The organism is Francisella noatunensis subsp. noatunensis (assembly GCF_009823375.1).
Classification (GTDB): domain Bacteria; phylum Pseudomonadota; class Gammaproteobacteria; order Francisellales; family Francisellaceae; genus Francisella; species Francisella noatunensis.
This window is the reverse complement of record NZ_WBSX01000023.1, coordinates 1-18,030: the sequence shown is the minus strand read 5'-3', so window position 1 is coordinate 18,030 and position 18,030 is coordinate 1. Positions and strand designations below refer to the sequence as shown.

Genomic DNA, 18,030 nt, shown 5'->3' with positions numbered 1-18,030 from the left:
TCTATTTGAAAGAGTTAAGTGCTTTGGCATTTTTTAGTTCCTTATCGTTTATTTTAGTTTCGTCAAAACCTAATAAACTATATTTGGAACTCTCTTTCAACTATTTAAAACTTTCAGAATACAATCTAGCTAATCATTGAATACTACTAATGCGAAAAACCACCTCTTTCGATATCTTTAGATTTATGCTCTAAAGAGTCAATAACATTTTTTAGATCCCTAATCATAAGCTCCGCTAAATCAAAGCTAAAGCCTCTTCTAACAAGCACTCGCTTAACTACCAAGTCTTGCCTATCTTTTGGCATCGAATAAGCTGCTATCTGCCAACCTCTAGCACGAATTTTTTCAGAGATATCAAACAAATCATAACTTTTGCCTGCCTTAAGTGACCAACTCACCGCAGGAATAACACATTTGCCAGCATGAATAATATCAAAGATACCCATACCCTTAATTTCTTTAGCAATATATTTTGCAACATCATAACTAAGCTTATGGATATTTTTATACCCTTCAAAACCAAGCCTGACAAAATTATAATACTGGGCAACTATCTGACCACCAGGTCGAGAGAAATTCAAAGCAAATGTCGGCATATCACCACCAAGATAATTAACATTAAAAATCAAATCTTGAGGCAAGTATTTCTTATCTGCCCAAACAACCCAACCCACTCCTAATGGCGATAAGCCAAACTTATGTCCTGATGAATTAATTGACTTAACTCTTGGTAATCTAAAATCCCACTTCAGCTCAGGCTCTACAAATGGTGCCAAAAAGCCTCCTGAAGCAGCATCTACATGTACTGGAATATCAATACCTGTCTCTCTCTCAAATTTATCAAGTGCTTCACAAACAGCCTCAACAGGCTCATACTGACCTGTAAAGGTAACACCCAAAGTAGGGCACAACTCCGATTGTATTTTCATCACAGTACTTAAGCATAGTTTCTGGAGTCATTATTAAACTTTCACTCGACATTGGAATCTCTCTAAGCTCAATATCCCAATATCTAGCAAATTTATGCCAGCAGACTTGCACAGGTCCTGTGACAAGATTAGGTTTTGTATAATCTTTACCTTGTGCTTTCATCTTATCTCTCCAGCGTCATTTCATCGCCATACCGCCAAGCATAGCAGCTTCAGATGAGCCAGTAGTTGAGCAGCCAATTGCATTTTCTGCTGAAGAGTTCCATAGGTTTGCTAATATATTGACACATCGCGACTCTATTTCTGCAGTTTGAGGATATTCATCTTTATCAATCATATTTTTATCAATGCAATCATCCATAAGCTTGTGAATGAAATCATCAACTTCTGTTTGACAAAATGTCGCCAAATTCTGCTTTGAATTACCATCGAGCATTAACTCATCTTTGATTTGTTGATATGCTTCGAAAGCATCATTTGATTTTTTGGGAATTTCAAATTTTGGCAATGATTCTTTATACAACTTATGTTTCATATTATTTTTGGCATGTAAAGCCATAAAACTACCCCCTAGTAGTGTTTATTCTTATAAATTCAAGATTCTGAATTTCGTATAAATCTATTTTTTGATTAGTGATATTTTGACAACAAATCGAAATTATTAACTCTTGATAATTGAAAGTAAAAAAATCTTCCGGATAGTTATTACTTATCCATCGTGTATTTTGCTTACTAAAGTTTGCATCAGACAGCCCCCTAGCAATACCTAAAGCACTTCTTTTTACCTGAGCTTCTTTTAATGTCCATAATTTATAAAACTGATTATATGTGTCTTCGCTAGTTTTTAAACTTTGATACTCCTGTTTAGTGAAATATCGCTCTGCTATCAAAAGAACATTCCTCTTTGAGGATATCTCCTCTGCATCAACACCTATATCCTTATTCGCAAAGACTATTATCGCTTTATTTTTAGTATGAGTTATATTGAAATATAACTTATAATCCTGCAAATATGGCTTATCATGCTTATACTCAAATATTGGGGTAGCAATATCATAAAATTTCTCTAATACAAAATAACGAATAAACTGAGAAAATATTTTCTGCTTGTTATTTAGCTTTAGCAAATCAATATTATTTTTAGAAGAAAGATAATTTCTAAGATCCTCAGCTTTGTATTTTTCAAAATCTAAAATAAAAGCTGAAACTTGAGACACTGAAGTAATTACTCCGTTGCAATTTGCGATATTATATCTGTTTTACCAAGAATATTGTTTATGTACTCAACATCCTTATAAGTCAAACCACCCTGCAATTGCTTCAATCTAACATAGTCCTCAACATAGTTGAATATAGCATCTGCAAATGAAAGCTGGGCTTGTACAAGTATTGCCTGACGGTTAAGTAAGTCAACGATAGTCTGCGTACCAGCCTCAAAGCCAGCTAATATCGCTTTTACAGAAGCAATACCAGCATAAACTGACTTTCTATAAGCATCTATTCTGACAGCATCTAAAACAACCGTTTGATATGCCTCTACCGTACCAGCATAAACCTCTCTTTGTGTTTGAAGTAATGCATAATTAGCTGCTTGATTATTATAACTTGCTTGTTTAAGCTTCGCATAATCAGAACCTCCTCTTAATAAGTTCCAATTAGCTTCACCACCAACATTAGCAACATCATACTTAGTAGGAATTCGTACAGTTTGCTGAGGATTACCAGAAAGTGCATTTCGTGACATTAATATACCGCCAGTTAAATTAACCTTAGGAAAAAAATTACCCCACTCAATACCTACACCCTCGCCAGCGGCCTCATACTCAAATTTTTTCTGCGCAATATCAAGATTATATTTCTCAGCAGTATTTAACCAGTAGTTGATATCATCTGGTACAGGATTACCAAACTCCGTATCTTTTGAAATATATAATATAGAGCCTATACGTTTACCAATAAGTTTAGCCATCACTGCTTTTGCATTAATGAAATTCATTTGAGCATTAACTCTATCAGCAATAGCCTGACGATACTGAGCATCAGTAGTTTTAAAATCTGCGTACGAAACCATACCAAAGTTATATTGATACTTCTGTGTTAGATATAACTTCTTGTTCCATGCTTCGTTTGCAAACTGAAATTGTAGCGCCTGCTCTGCTCTAAGAAGCTCAAAATATGCTGTTACAGTATCAACGATAAGAGTCTGCTCTGCTTTTGCATAAATCATTGCATAAGATTTTTGCAAGTACATAGCTTGAGTATATGTTTTCCATTTACTCCAATCAAAAAGCACTTGAGAACCACTAAAGTTAAGATTGTTTGCTGTATCATTAACTCTACCACCGAACTGATTGCGTCTAAGATTATAGTTAAAATCAATCTGCGGTAATAATGCACCCAATGCTGCAGGCACTGTTTCAACATTAGCTGCAAATGTTGATCTAGCAGCTTGATAATCTGCATTATGCTCAGCAGCTAGCTTGTAGATATCAACTAGACTATAGAATTTATCTTCAGTATTACCAACCATTGCAACTTCATCAGCTTTTTTAAGATCATAGAATTTGTTATCTACTTTAATCTCATCAGCCTTAGCATACTGTTTCTCTACACTATATGGATTCTGAGTTATATCTGTACCAAGAGGTCTTCCGGCATATTTGTATTCTAGCACAGGAGTATCCTCGTTGGCAAAAACCATAAAAACTCCCAAAAAACCCAAAATATATAGTGCTATTTTCTTCATACTTTTTTATCTATTATAAACATTAAAAAGAAAATTCTTCTGGTATGTTTCTTTTACTGCTTTAGTTATGAGATAGGCTTTGTCACACACATCAGTTCTGACAACAAAAACCAATCTACCACCGACTTCAAGAAGATCTAATAAAGACTCATCCACCTCATTTTCTTCTACAACATTTGATATATATATACAGTTATATTTTTTAGCATTTTTTATGATATTTGTCAGATGCTCAGCACTATTAAACTCGACATTATAGACATCTATTTTTGCTAAATTACGTCTTGCTATAGCTAATCTTTGTTCATCATAATCAACAAGCTCAACACTATTACATAGCTTTGCTATTAAGGCTACTGGATACCCTGTTTCTAAACCAAGCTTTAATACATTATCAGTTTTTTTCATGGCTAAAGCTTCTATTAGCCTAGCTGTAAACATGGGGCATCTAAGCTCTCTATCATCTATCACAAGATTAGTATCACAGTAAGCTAAAGATTGATATTCTTTGGGTAGAAAAATCTCTCTAGGGACATCTGCCATAATCTTTGCAACACCATCTAAAGAAAGACCTTCAGTGAGGACTTGTTGCTTTACCATATTCTCTCTAGCAAGCTCAAAATTCATATTAGCCCCTATTAATATTAAGAAGTAAATTTCATCTACTATTTAGAAAAAAGATAATATCATAATACCACGGTAAAAGGAACCTTGCTAATTTTTGCCATTTAATATTATTAAGATATTTGAAAGAGATTTTTAATAGTATCGATCTTTGCTGACTCCTTTGTTTGATAAACATAATAACTATCAAGACTAGCTAACGATAACTCAGTATCCATATTAACTAAATCTTTATGTTGTTCAGATTTAACAAGAAACGTTGGTAAAAAACCATAACCAACTCCTTGTATTATTGCATTATAAACACTTAAACAACAATCAAAGCTTATTACATTTGATAAACGAAATTTATCTCGATATTTACTTTCTAAAATTAAAACTGAATTTCTAAAAACTGTCTCTAAACTACCATAACGCTTTAATAACTTTTTTGAAACATACATTTCAAAATCAATTCTATTGTATAACTTGACATTATAACCTTTATTCTTAAGGTCATGTACCTCTTCATCGCTCATTACTGCCAATACAACATCTACGTCATTGTTCTCTAGTTTTTCTATTAATCGAGTTTTTTTACAAACTTTTAAATCATATTCAAATATAGTTTCATTATCTATACATCTATTTATTGCATCAAAGATACTTTTTTCAAAATATTGGTAACAGACCTATTCTAATCTTTGACTTTCTATTCCTCAAAATTAGAAACTCTTGAGACAGCAATTACTGAAGCTCATGCGCAAGGCAAGAAGATAATGCTAGCTAATAATATAGCTCCACATAATGCTAAAATCAAAACTTACATCAAAGATATAGCTCCTGTACTTGCTCTTAAACCTGATGCAATGATTATGTCAGACCCTGGTATGATTATGCTAGTTAGAGAAAACTTCCCAGACCAAGAGATACATTTATCAGTTCAAGCCAATGCTGTGAACTATGAAACTGTTAGATTTTGGCAAAAATTTGGTATTACACGCGTTGTATTATCAAGAGAACTATCTCTAAAAGAAATCGCAGAGATCAAAGAGCATGTTCCAGATATCGAAATTGAAACATTTGTTCATGGCTCATTATGTATGGCTTACTCAGGTAGGTGTCTACTATCAGGATACTACAGTCATAGAGATCCTAACCAAGGTGTATGTAATAATGCTTGTCGCAATAATTACAAAGTTGCTGAAGCAAAACAAAATGAATGGGGGGATTTCGAGCCTGTTGAAGTCAAGTCAACTCTTGGTATAGGTACACCTTCCGATAAAGTAGTGCTTATTGATAATGACAAAGAGCCAGGACAATATAACCCAATGTTTGAAGATGAGCATGGTACTTATATTATGAATTCAAAAGACCTAAGAGCTATACAACATGTAGAAGCAATGATGAAAATGGGTGTTGATTGCTTTAAGATAGAGGGTCGTACAAAATCATTTTTCTATGCCGCTAGAACAGCTCAGTTATATGATCAAGCTATCAAAGATGCTCTTGCAGGCAAGCCTTTTGACATGACGCTTATGGATAAACTTGAAGGTCTAGCTCACAGAGGTTATACCGAAGGGTTCTATCGTCGCCATGTTCATGATGAGTATCAAAAGTATGAAAACTCAGACTCACGTAGTTCTACTCAACAGTTTGTTGGTGAAGTAACAAACTTCGATGAGCATACTGGCTATGCTGATATCAATGTCCGTAACAAAATGAAAATCGGCGATAGTATCGAACTTATGTTGCCATCTGGTAGTCGTGAGATAATACTAGACAATATGCTAGACAAAGATGGTAATCCTATGGAAGAGGCAAAAGGTAGTGGTTATCAAGCTAAAGTTAGATTTGATAATGTCACATCTGATGATATGAAGTTCGCCTTAATGATAAGAAATTTATGAAATAAATAGTGTCTAGATAGCTTTAGAGTATAGTTTTAATCATGGAGATTTTACGAGCAAACATTTTTTGATGGATCGTACTCTCTCCAAGGATCACCATTTCCTGGAGTATTTGAAGCATCTGCATACCAACAAGCTACATATGACATATAGTTCTTTCCTCCATCTACCGAATATATTACTTTAGGGTACAAAGTTGGATTATATTTGACTTGATATATTTTTGAACCATCCCAAACACCCGCATCGTAAGTATACTCAGCTATTGGCTCAGGAGCTTTACCTCCTGTGAGGGTAATATTAAGCTCGCTTGGTGCTACTTTTGATATTCTACAAGTAATGCCCTGCCCTTGAGTATCAATACTACATATGCCATTAGCTTGCTTTGGTGTTACAGTTTTGTATGAACCATTCGGAGATGAGATTTCAACATTCAAATTTTGATAATATTGTGGATTCATTGGAACACTCTGCATAGTAAAAAAGCTTGCATCTTGCTTCAATGATCGTATTATCTGAACATTTGGTATACGGATCTCATACTGATTTTGAGTATCAAGATTAAAAGTATTGATGCCTTTTTCAAGATTCTTATCCCCATCAGTAGATGAATGAAGCTGCAATCCCGGTGTTTCAGATTGATTATCAATATTCAAAGTGAATGGTGTTGCTAAGGCTAATGTTGACGTAAATAGCGCCACTACAACCAGTGATGTTTTTTTCATAGTTTATCCTTTGGTTTCTTATACAATCAATTATTGAAATTAGAGTATCTAACTTTTGCCTTTGATCTATAAGAACATCTATATTTATTCAAAAGGCAATAATTAAGGTTATGATGACTCAATACCAGTGATTCTAATTTATTTCAAAATAGATAAAAATATCTATATGCGCATAGCTGTCATGCATATATGCATATTAAAGCTTAAAGATTGACAGAAACTAACCACAGTTCATAAGACTATGCTTCACGAGCATTATTAAGTTAAGATTTAAAGAAAACTTCGTATATTATTATCAATATCATAAGAAAAATACCAAGGTATCTTATTGGAGCAATTCTTCTCCACGAATCCATATACCAGTTCCAGTAAGAGCTCCATATCGATTTGACTGTACTAAATATAGTTTTTAATATTTTTAGCATAAGTAACATTTACAAATATTAGCTATTCTTTTGTCTGTATGATTTTGACTAGAATTAACAATGAAGCCGCAATAATAGAAATAATAATCATTGTAATTGCTATTGGTAAAGAGCTAGTTGCTGGGAATAACATAGCTATGCTGCCTATAGTTCCACTAATAGCAAACTCCATAGTTCCAAATAATGCTGCTGCAACACCCGCCATTTCATAGAAAGGCTCCATGCTACCACTAGCGCCAGTACCTGCGGTAAGGGCACAACCAAATATAGCTAAGAAACACGGAGCAAAAAAGCCCCATAAACTTAGTCCCCATATTTCATATATGCTAAATGACAAAACACCTGCAATAAACACACACACCACACCAAGAAAGGCAGTGTTATAGACACCAAGTGCATTAACAATAACTCCAGCAAATATTGAACCTATCAGAAATGCCACACCTGCTGAGCCAAATACAATATATATCTCTGAAATTGGATAACCCAAATAATTAATAATATATGGTGTCATTGAAAATAATATAAAAAACGACACCATTCCTGATACAGCTGCTAGCGAATACGCCCAAAATTGTAAAGACTTTAACACATGTAAATATCTCGCAAAAACACTCCAAGTCATCTTCTTGCGTCTTTCTATAGGTAAGCTTTCTTTGACAAAAAATACGATTATCAAAAATGAAACAAAAGCTAATATAGTCAGAAATATAAAAGCTGAATACCATGGAAAATGTATCGCTAACTGCACTCCAATTAGTGGCCCTACTATTGGTGAAACAGAGATTATCGCATTAATAAAACTATATATCATCGAACTTGTTTTACCGAAGAATGCATCTCTAATAATTGCAAAAGCACATACTGATAGACCACAACAACCCACAGCCTGAACAACTCTCGAAAATATCAAAAACTCAATATTTTGAGAGGTTGCACATAAAACCGACCCTATCAAAAATATAATAGATGATATTAAAATAATTTTGAATCTACCAAATTGATCTGATAATGGTCCTAGAATAAGCTGACCAACTCCGGTAACAACCAAAAACAAAGATAATGTGACTTGCACCATTTGCTGAGTTGTATTAAAAGCTTCTCGCATATCTGGTAGAACAGGCATATAGACATCCATAGCTAATGCAAAAGCAAAAACCATAGGCCCTAGAATAAGAATAGTTTTAATTGGAGAATATTTCCACATAGAAACACCCCTTGTATTTTATATGTAAGTAGCGGGTTATTATATCAGATTAATATAAATATGTTACTCATTTAGTATAGTAGTACTACCAAAGCTAAAAGCTTAGTTTATTTTCTTAACTCTCTAGCTGACAATGTTATAATAGCGCCACCGATAATTTTTATTTAAATATAATGTTTAAAAAACTCCTACTTATAATATTTACAAGCATGTTACCTATATTATCATTTGCTGAAGGGGCTAAGTCTCTAAGTGCGGTGAGTGTTCATGTTATTGACCAACCACTAGCAATTGCTGCTGTTGTGGTTTTTGTAATTGCTTATTTATTTGTTATGACCGAAGACTTCACTAAACTCAATAGGTCTAAACCTGTAATCCTCGCAGCAGGTATTATATGGACATTAGTAGCAATAGTTGGCAAATCAGTTGGCGCGGACAATATTGTACATTCAAACTTTGACCATATTATGACTGAGTATGGTGAGCTTTTATTATTCTTATTAGTCGCAATGGCATATATCAATCTAATGGAAGATCGAAATGTCTTTGCTAAGCTAAAAAGTACACTACTAAGAGCTGGCTTTGGATATCTAGCAACATTTTGGCTTACCGGCATTATAGCTTTTTTTCTATCGGCAGTTGCTGATAATTTAACAACTGCTCTAGTGATGAGTACTGTTGTAATATCTATTGGCAAAGACAATAAAAAGTTCATAACTATGGCTTGTGTTAATATTGTAGTTGCAGCAAATGCAGGTGGAGCATTTTCGCCATTTGGAGATATTACTACGCTGATGGTCTGGCAGACTGGAGTTGTAAAATTCACAGAATTCTTTGCTATATTTGTACCATCATTAGTGAACTTCTTAGTACCAGCTATTATCATGAGCTTTTTTATACCAAAAATGGAGTCTCAATCGATAATAGAGGAAAAAGTAGAACTTAAACGTGGTGCTATTCCAGTTATTTTGCTATTTATATTAACGATCGCTACTGCTGTATCATTTGAGCATTTACTTCACTTACCACCATCATTAGGAATGATGACTGGCTTCGGATATGTAATGATTTATAACTATATCTACGGACTGAAAATTGCCTATGAGAATAGGAGTCCTAAAAAACACAAAATGCCGCCACATGCTTTTGATATTTTTGATAAAGTCAAAGAAGCAGAGTGGGATACACTATTGTTTTTCTATGGAATATTAGTTTCTGTACAGGGACTAGCAGCTTTAGGCTATCTTGGTTTAGCATCTCAATATATCTATACAGATATGCAATCAATTGCACCAAGCCTTTTCTCTGCACATACTCAAGCAAATACAATTATTGGCATACTTTCAGCAATTATTGATAACATCCCTGTTATGTTTGCTGTCCTTAGTATGAATCCAACAATGGAACATGCTCAATGGTTACTAATAACTCTAACTGCTGGGGTTGGTGGTAGCTTACTAGCTATAGGCTCAGCAGCAGGTGTTGCTGTGATGGGTAAATCTAAAGGTAAATATACTTTTATGGGACACCTCAAGTGGACTTGGGTTATTGCCATAGGCTATTTCGCTAGTATTATTATCCATCTTTTAATCAATCATTAGAAAAATCTAAAAAGCTATCATGGTATTCTCTTACTCTCTCACTATGACTTGTTGAGATATATGTAAATCCTTTTTCTTGTAGAATTTCATATATTTTTCTTTCAGAGTTTATATCAATATTTGAAGTTGCCTCATCAAGTAATAATAAATCATACTCTTTAACAAAAATCCTACAGAAATTAAGCTTTTGCTGCTCACCAGACGATAGAAAATTTCGCCAATCATTTATTGTATTTATGTATTTTGCTAAGTAGCCGACATTTAATAACTCAAGAATCTCGATAAACTTATCATCTGAAGGTATTCCCGACTGTATTGGATAAAAAATAGCTCGCTTAAAATCATCTTCAGGGTAATAAGGTTTCTGAGGCAATAAACAAATCTTGAGACACTTCTTGGCAAAGATAATATCTCCTTCATGACTACCACACCCCACCCCTGCAATAGCTCTTAACAGAGTACTTTTACCAATGCCAGAATGGCCACTTATAAGCAATCTTTCTTGATTCTTTAGCCTAAAACATATGTTATCCAACAAGAATGGTGAGTTTTGTGATTTTTGCAACGAAAAGCTATTTACCTCTAAAATACTTTCTTCGCAATTAAGCATATCTATCTCATCAGAATTTGTTTTTCCTGAGGATATTTCATGCTTTAGCTCTGTAAGTCGTGACATACTAGCTCTTAGGCTAGCTAAGGTCTCATATACATATGTCAAATAAACCATTGGAAATATCACTTGCATTACTGCTGAGTTTACCTGCATCATCTGACCAAAGCTTATCTGTTTTGCAAAATATCTAGGTAATGACAAGATTGTACCAATAATTGCATAGACTTGACTAAATAGCGTATTTACAACATCTATTTTTGCATTACGGAACATTAAACTATAGAAGTTAGTTACAATTGCTTTGAAATTCCGTCTAGAACGAGCATACTCATATCTTTCAGCATTGTAATCTCTAACTGAGAGTCGATTGTTTCTAATGGTCGATAAGTGGTATCTAAAGTTAGCTTGTAACTTCTGTTTTTGATACACTAACTTTTTCAAGGGTCTACCAACCCAAAATACTACAACAATATTCAAAAGACCCAATAAAAAAGCCACCCAAAAAAGATAGCCATAGATGGTAATATCTACACCTAAAATATTGAAAGTATAGTCTCCTGATAATCCCCACAAAACTACCGCAAATGAGAAAAAACTAAAAATACTTCTTGTGATTCCTAAAAATAATGACTGTGAATCGGTAATAAATCTTGTGACATCTTCATCAATCCTTTCTTCTGGATTATCAACCTGTTTACTTCTATAGTATGATCGTGAGTACAGCCAATTTTTAGTATAAAAATCAGTCATTGGTTTACGGATAAAAATGACAAAAAACTGCTTAACTAAATATGATAGAAAGAAGTTGAACATCATTAATGATATTAAGACAGTAAAAATGATTAATTGATGTATCAACAATGCTTTGTTGTATTCTTGAATTGAGTTATAGAACCCAACATTCCAAGAGTTTAAGTAAACACTCAGAGCAACACCAAGTCCCTCAAGAACTAGCAACAAGACTACTATTGCTAAAGCTATTTTACCGTACTTACTTTTCCAGAAAAAATCAGATATATGCCAAAAATTTCTAAAAAATCTCAACATCCGTTATTCTGCCTTATACGGTACAGAGATAACCACTCTAGTAGCTGTCTTATTATCTTTTTTATCCATTGCAGCAATAGCTAATTTAACCATGCGCGAATTTTGGTTATGTAATAAGAAGTGCCTCCATTTTGTATTTACAACCTCAGGAATTATTACTACAGAATATCCTTTTTCAGGATCTCTCAAATCATTCTTATGCAAAATCTGTAATACAGGTGTGATAAATGAATTATAAACTGGTCGCATAACGAGAAGCTTTTCTTTGAATGCAAGATTCTTCCACTCAGTCTTTATTTTTTCTATTTTCTTTTCATTTGCTGAAACAAATACTGGTGTTATATCATCAGAGATATTTCTCGCCAATGTCAACGCATCTATTGTACCACGGTGAATACGAGAGATTAATATAACTATTTTTGGTTTTAAATTCTCATGTATACATGCATTTACGACAGCCTCATCGATACTTAAAGCTAGATTATGTTCTCTTTTAATGTAGTGCATTTTAATTGAATATAAACCATACATTATTATAAATATGGCAATTATTACAATCCAAACGCCCTCAAAGAATTTACTCTCAATAATAGTAATCAACACAACAAAGGTTGCTACACAGCCAAAAGCATTAATAAAGGCTCTTAAGCCCCAACTCTTATAAATACGCTTATTTTTATACCAGTATTTGACTAAACCTGCTTGACAAAGAGTAAATGCAATAAAAACACCGAATGCATATAAAGGGATTAATCTACTAACTTTAGCATCAAAAATAATAACTAAAATAGCTGATAAAACTGTCAAAATAAGAATACCATTTCTAAAAGCAAATCTATCACCTAGACGCTGAAGCTGTTCAGGTAAATAATTATCCTTACTCATAATTGCAGCAAGAATAGGAAACCCTGTAAAGCATGTATTAGCAGCCATAAGCAAAATCAAACATGTTGATGCTTGTAAAAAGTAATAAAAAAATCCATTTCCTAAAACTTGGTGAGCCACCTGAGATAGAACGATTTCAGAGAAATTAGGAAGTATCTGTGTTTTTGCAGCAATAAAGGTAACTCCAGCAAACATTACAATAGATAAGAAAACCATTAGTAATAGCCCAACAATAGCCTTAGATAGTCCTGGCGACCTATAAGCAGAAACACCATTAGCATAAGACTCTATACCAGTCAAAGCTGAACTTCCTGAAGAAAAAGCTCTAAGAACTAGTGTTATTGTCAAAACACCCATCGATGCTTGCATTTGATTAAGATAATCTTCTTTATAGCTGAAAGTCTCTAGAGTGCCATGATTATACTGATATATACCCACTATTATCATCACAATTATTGACACAATAAACATATAAGTTGGCCACACAAAGATTTTTGCTGTAGATTTTACCCCTCTTAAATTCATAACCATCAAAAATACTAAAAAACATAAGGCTAACTTAGTACTATAATTCTCTAATCCTGGAAATGCTGAACTAATAGCTACTGCAGCTGTTGAAACCGAAACTGCCACAGTAAGTATATAATCAATAATCAATGATGCTGAAGTTAGTAAAACTAATCTTTCACTAAAATGTGCTTTTACTATTGAATAAGATCCGCCTCCCTCTGGATGCGCTTTTATGACTTGAGCATAAGAGAAACCCATCAATAGCATCAATAGTATAACCATCACAGATACTCCTATAGAGTATTGTGAAACAGCTGCAGCACCTGCTGTAGCTAAAACTATAAAAACTTCTCCAGTTGCATAAGAAACTGAAGATAAAGCATTTGATGATAATATTGCAAATCCGGCAAATAAACCTATTTTTTGATCTTGTTGCTTTGCATTAGGAATTGGTGAACCAAATATTAGATTCTTTATTTTCATCTATCATTTACTCTTGCTTCTGTAAAAACTCATTAAGCTTTTTAGCTAATTCTTCTGTTCCTTTTTTCATAGCTGCCGATATCATGTGATAATTACCCTCATAGCCTATCTGTTTGACAAACTCCTGGCACTTTTCTTCTACTTCATCAGCCAACAAATCAATCTTATTAATAACTAAAAATCTAGGCTTATTATATAGTTCTTCACTATATTTTTTAAGCTCTTTCTCAACTGCAAAATAGTTATCTACAGGATCTGACTCATTAAATGGACAAACATCTACTACGTGTAATACACATCTTGCTCGAGTTAAGTGCTTCAGAAATCTAAGACCAAGCCCAGCTCCTTCAGCAGCACCTTCAATTACACCAGGGATATCCGCCATTACAAAACTATCTACACCGACTTTAACCACTCCTAGATGAGGGTACATAGTTGTAAATGGATAATCAGCAACTTTTGGTGTAGCCTCAGATACTGAACTAATAAGTGTTGATTTACCAGCATTTGGCAAGCCTAACAATGCAATATCTGCTAACAAATTTAGTTCTAGGCGAACTTCTTTATATTCACCTTCCTCACCTAAAGTAAACTTTCGTGGAGCTTGATTTGTACTACTCTTGAAGTGGGTATTACCTATCCCTCTCTTACCTCCTGAAACTAGCTTAAGAGTTTCACCATTATTTAAAACTTCACCAATTTTTTTGTTCGTTTCAAGATCAAATACACTAGTACCAACAGGTACTATTAGATACATATTCTCACCAGCTTTACCATAACAGTTACGTCCCTCTCCTGGGCGTCCATTTTCAGCGTAGTATTCTCTTTTGTAACGATAATCAATCAAAGTGTTTACATTCTCATCTGCCTTGAGATAAATACTACCCCCATGACCGCCATCTCCACCATCCGGTCCACCACGAGGAACATATTTTTCTCTACGGAAGCTCACACAACCATTACCACCCTTACCTGCTTGAAGCTCAATCACTACTTCATCTACGAATCTCATAACTCTATAATCTTATACTTATAAAAATGCTAATCATACATTATATATGTTCTAGCTTAAATTATCATCGACTATTTAAAAACCAGTAAATGGATTGATATCGAAACACAGATTAAAAATTTGAAAAAATATTACTATGCTTCCCATTGATATCACATAGATATTTGAATAATACACCTTAAGATCTGCCTTTCTACTTAAAAATGCTGGCGTATAAACAAATATTATTACAGCGAATATTGCAGCATACTGTAACGCAAGTATAAACCCTCTAGGGTAGAAAACAGTAAATACTAAAGGCGGAATGAAACAAACAAGACCTAATGCTAAATTAGTTATTTTCTTATTATAACGAGAGAATAAATCACGAATATAATGCATCAAAGAAATTCCAACACCAATAAAAGATGTAATGATAGCTATATGGATAAATGCATTTAGACCAGTTTCTAAAAAATCAGAGCCCGAGACTTGTCTAATTTCTGAAGCAAGTCCCATAGGAGTATTATTATTAGACATAAATAATGTTTGGTAACTATGCAAACCTTGCTGAGGAATAAGAGCCAAAGCTAATAAAATCCAAATTACATATATAATCAAAACACATAAACTGCCTATAAGTATACTTTTTTTTAGACTTTTAATATCTCCTTTTTGATACTCATAAAGAACAGGAATTATATTATGAAAACCAAAAGATGGCAAAAGTGTTGGCCATGCGAATATAAATGCCGAAAAACTAAGAGGTGCTCTACTTAAATAACTCGTATTTATATACAGCAACATAATAACGACAGCTACTGCAAAAAACACAAACTTAAGTATTACAAAAGCCCTATTTGCATAGTCACTCACTCTATAGCTAAACATTAAAGTACCAAATATTAGCGTAAAAATAATAGCCGCTAACGCTACGTCAAATTTCGAAGAACCTTCAAGACTTCCGATTGTAGCTACTAATGATGAGCCTTGTGTTGTATATGCTGACATTAATGAATAAAGCAATAACAAATAAATTACCGTAAAAAATATCAGATACCCTTTAGATACTCTTGACTGCATCATTGTTGTGAAATTAACTCCAAGAGGATATTCTGCACAAACTCTCAATAGCTTAATAGCTGTTACATACATCACACTCCATGATAATACAAGAAGAATTATCGCCATAGTAAATCCACATGAAGCAACTATCAAAGGTAAAGATAGCATTCCTGCTCCAATAGTAGTACCTATTATCAAAAAAACTGAGCCGATAGATTTGGAGTTCATAAAATTTATTATAATTTTTTATTAAGCGCTGAAATAATAACTCTATTTTAACAACTAAGCAAATAATGCTGACTTATCTAACAATTTTTTCATATAATCACGGTCATAAAAACCAAATTTGTTAACACTATGGAACTATTCTCTAAGCTACTTAATATACAGCACTTTAAGTATGAGTCCAAGAGCGGCAAAAACTCTCAAACAGGTTGGAATGGAGATGGATATGGTACTGTTACATCTCAACAAAAAGATAATTGTATATACTTCAAAGAAGAAGGTTGCTTTACACTAAATAGCTCAAATAAACCTATAAGTATTTCTAACGAATATATCTGGCAAAAGATAAATCCACAGCGCATAAGTTTATCTCATGCTCGATTTGGTTATAACAATCTCATCAAGCTTTTTGACTTAATACATATAGGAGATAACTACTGGTGTAGTGAACAAGAACATATATGTGTTGATGATTTATATTCAGCTGAACTTTACAATTTAGAGAGTGAGATTAGTCTAATGTGGAAAATATCCGGACCAAAAAAAGATGAGCTTATAAATTATAAGTATACTTTCTAGTCAGCTGGTATAAAGCGATAGCCTATAGCATTTTCTGTAACAATTAATGGTTGCTTTTTACAGGCAGAAAGCTTCTTCCTTAACTGTCCAATATACACTCTTAGATACTGAGCCCCATCTCCATAGCAATCTCCCCAAACCTCATGCAAAATAGCATTCTGCATTACTAACTTACCAGAGTGTCTGACTAGATAGCTCAAAATCGAAAATTCTTTTTTTGATAAGTGAATTTCTTGGTTATCCAAAATAACCTTATGATCATTTAAGTCAACTATGAGATTATCAAAGCTATATACATTAGCTATTTCAAGATCATTTTTAGTAGCAGGGATCAGCTGCCTTCTAACTCGAGCAATCAGCTCAGGCATATCAAAAGGCTTTTTAACGTAATCATTTGCACCATTTTCTAAAGCTTTGACAACCTCTTCTGTATCATTTCTTGCTGACACTACAATAATAGGTACGTCATTACTAACTCTTGCAGCCTTAAGCCAGTCTTGACCATCTTGATCAGGAAGTCCAAGATCAAGAATGACAACATCAGGATGATATTGCCCTAGTAGGCTAGTTGCTATTGAAGCTGTTGGTGCACTCTCAACATCATACCCTAGTACCAAAAAAGTTTTTTCTAAAAGCTTCTTAATTTGTGGTTCATCTTCTACTATTAGTATTTTTTTATCATATTTAAACTATCTATATTTACTTATTATTTAAGTTTAATTGCAAAGGTAATGTAACTTTAAAAACACTTCCTTTACCCTCGCCATCACTATAAACACGTATTTTACCATTATGTGCAGCAACAATCCCTTTACATATAGCCAAACCTAAACCGTTACCATGGGTATAGCTATCCCTTTTTTCAATTCTATGAAAAATTGTAAATATCTTCTCCATATTTATCTCTTTTAAGCCAATACCTTGATCCTTACTTCAAAAAGACAAGCTTCATTACCTTTTCTTACAAGAGAAACAATGACTTCTTTATCAAAAGCAGCTATAAATTTAACCGCATTATCAATCAAATTAAGAATAACCTGCTGAAATAAGATAGGATCTAATTGTATTTTAAATGGCTCGCGTGGCACTATAAATTTAAACTTCTGCTTGCTATAGACTCTTTTACAAACCTGTTCAATTTCTGCTAGGAAATCTCTGAGTTATTGTCAAATCTAGTGTATGGGAATTAAGCGGCATAATTTTTATCCTGTTTTATTTTGTCAACTTCATGCTCAGAAATGCCATCAATAAAAGTTACATTATTTAGCATTTCATTAATTCTCTTATAGCCATTTAATCTATGCCATTTTTTCTCAGCTTGTATAGCTAACTTAAAAAAAGCAGCCAATAAAGTCTCCTTAGAGTAACAGCCTCTAGCTTGTTTAGTCCTGTGTTTTATAGTAGCAAATGTAGACTCTATAGGATTTGTAGAACGAATATGTTGCCAATGCTCGGCTGGAAAGTTATAAAACTCCAACAACTTTTC

14 protein-coding genes and 3 pseudogenes are annotated in these 18,030 nt (G+C 33.5%); 3 read left to right on the top strand and 14 right to left on the bottom strand.

Going from position 1 to position 18,030, the window contains the following annotated elements:
• Positions 1–146: 146 nt before the first annotated feature.
• The 5 genes and pseudogenes from F8C69_RS03310 to F8C69_RS03290 form a co-directional block, all read right to left on the bottom strand.
• A pseudogene (locus F8C69_RS03310) lies at positions 147–1,488 on the bottom strand (glutamate decarboxylase).
• 4 nt (positions 1,489–1,492) lie between these two features.
• Positions 1,493–2,146: a 4'-phosphopantetheinyl transferase family protein gene (locus tag F8C69_RS03305; RefSeq protein ID WP_159184185.1), complete on the bottom strand. Its 654-nt coding sequence runs from the start codon at positions 2,144–2,146 to the stop codon at positions 1,493–1,495.
• An 8-nt stretch (positions 2,147–2,154) separates the two neighbouring features.
• On the bottom strand, positions 2,155–3,675 hold the full coding sequence (locus F8C69_RS03300; RefSeq protein WP_159184184.1) for a TolC family protein: 1,521 nt from the start codon (positions 3,673–3,675) through the stop codon (positions 2,155–2,157).
• A 6-nt stretch (positions 3,676–3,681) separates the two neighbouring features.
• Positions 3,682–4,302, bottom strand: coding sequence for a protein-L-isoaspartate O-methyltransferase family protein (locus F8C69_RS03295; protein WP_159184183.1), 621 nt, complete (start codon positions 4,300–4,302; stop codon positions 3,682–3,684).
• A gap of 110 nt (positions 4,303–4,412) precedes the next feature.
• Positions 4,413–4,817 (bottom strand): hypothetical protein, encoded by a 405-nt coding sequence (locus F8C69_RS03290; protein WP_159184182.1) that lies wholly within the window; start codon positions 4,815–4,817, stop codon positions 4,413–4,415.
• A 180-nt stretch (positions 4,818–4,997) separates the two neighbouring features.
• On the opposite strand from F8C69_RS03290, the pseudogene trhP reads away from it, so the two are divergent.
• Positions 4,998–6,188: pseudogene (trhP, locus tag F8C69_RS03285) on the top strand (prephenate-dependent tRNA uridine(34) hydroxylase TrhP); the annotation flags it as partial.
• Between the two features lie 50 nt (positions 6,189–6,238).
• Here the strand turns inward: trhP and F8C69_RS03280 are convergent.
• Together F8C69_RS03280 and F8C69_RS03275 are read right to left on the bottom strand one after the other, a co-directional pair.
• Complete coding sequence (locus F8C69_RS03280) at positions 6,239–6,913, bottom strand: hypothetical protein (protein WP_159184181.1); 675 nt, start codon at positions 6,911–6,913, stop codon at positions 6,239–6,241.
• A 447-nt stretch (positions 6,914–7,360) separates the two neighbouring features.
• Complete coding sequence (locus tag F8C69_RS03275; RefSeq protein ID WP_159184180.1) at positions 7,361–8,545, bottom strand: multidrug effflux MFS transporter; 1,185 nt, start codon at positions 8,543–8,545, stop codon at positions 7,361–7,363.
• 173 nt (positions 8,546–8,718) lie between these two features.
• Between F8C69_RS03275 and nhaD the strand changes: the two genes are divergently transcribed.
• Positions 8,719–10,146: a sodium:proton antiporter NhaD gene (gene nhaD, locus F8C69_RS03270; RefSeq protein WP_159184179.1), complete on the top strand. Its 1,428-nt coding sequence runs from the start codon at positions 8,719–8,721 to the stop codon at positions 10,144–10,146.
• Here nhaD and F8C69_RS03265 read toward each other — a convergent pair.
• From F8C69_RS03265 to F8C69_RS03250, 4 genes are all read right to left on the bottom strand, one after another.
• Positions 10,136–11,806 carry an ABC transporter ATP-binding protein/permease gene (locus F8C69_RS03265; protein WP_159184178.1) on the bottom strand — a complete coding sequence of 557 codons (1,671 nt, stop codon included), beginning with the start codon at positions 11,804–11,806 and terminating at the stop codon, positions 10,136–10,138. The two genes, nhaD and F8C69_RS03265, sit on opposite strands and share 11 nt — an antisense overlap.
• A 3-nt stretch (positions 11,807–11,809) precedes the next feature.
• Positions 11,810–13,684, bottom strand: a complete 1,875-nt coding sequence (locus F8C69_RS03260; RefSeq protein ID WP_159184177.1) for an APC family permease — start codon at positions 13,682–13,684, stop codon at positions 11,810–11,812.
• Positions 13,685–13,691: 7 nt separating this feature from the next.
• Positions 13,692–14,696 carry an Obg family GTPase CgtA gene (gene cgtA / locus F8C69_RS03255; RefSeq protein WP_159184176.1) on the bottom strand — a complete coding sequence of 335 codons (1,005 nt, stop codon included), beginning with the start codon at positions 14,694–14,696 and terminating at the stop codon, positions 13,692–13,694.
• 75 nt (positions 14,697–14,771) lie between these two features.
• Positions 14,772–15,968 (bottom strand): amino acid permease, encoded by a 1,197-nt coding sequence (locus F8C69_RS03250; RefSeq protein ID WP_159184175.1) that lies wholly within the window; start codon positions 15,966–15,968, stop codon positions 14,772–14,774.
• 129 nt (positions 15,969–16,097) lie between these two features.
• Between F8C69_RS03250 and F8C69_RS03245 the strand changes: the two genes are divergently transcribed.
• Entirely contained in the window at positions 16,098–16,544 is a 447-nt protein-coding gene (locus F8C69_RS03245; RefSeq protein WP_159184174.1) for a DUF6314 family protein, read from the top strand.
• On the opposite strand, the gene F8C69_RS03240 is transcribed toward F8C69_RS03245, so the two are convergent.
• From F8C69_RS03240 to F8C69_RS03230, 3 genes and pseudogenes are all read right to left on the bottom strand, one after another.
• Entirely contained in the window at positions 16,541–17,215 is a 675-nt protein-coding gene (locus tag F8C69_RS03240) for a response regulator transcription factor (RefSeq protein ID WP_159184186.1), read from the bottom strand. The genes F8C69_RS03245 and F8C69_RS03240 overlap by 4 nt on opposite strands.
• A 28-nt stretch (positions 17,216–17,243) precedes the next feature.
• Positions 17,244–17,695: pseudogene (locus F8C69_RS03235) on the bottom strand (sensor histidine kinase); the annotation flags it as partial.
• Between the two features lie 35 nt (positions 17,696–17,730).
• On the bottom strand, positions 17,731–18,030 hold a 300-nt coding region (locus F8C69_RS03230), incomplete at its 5' end, for a transposase (protein ID WP_201285309.1).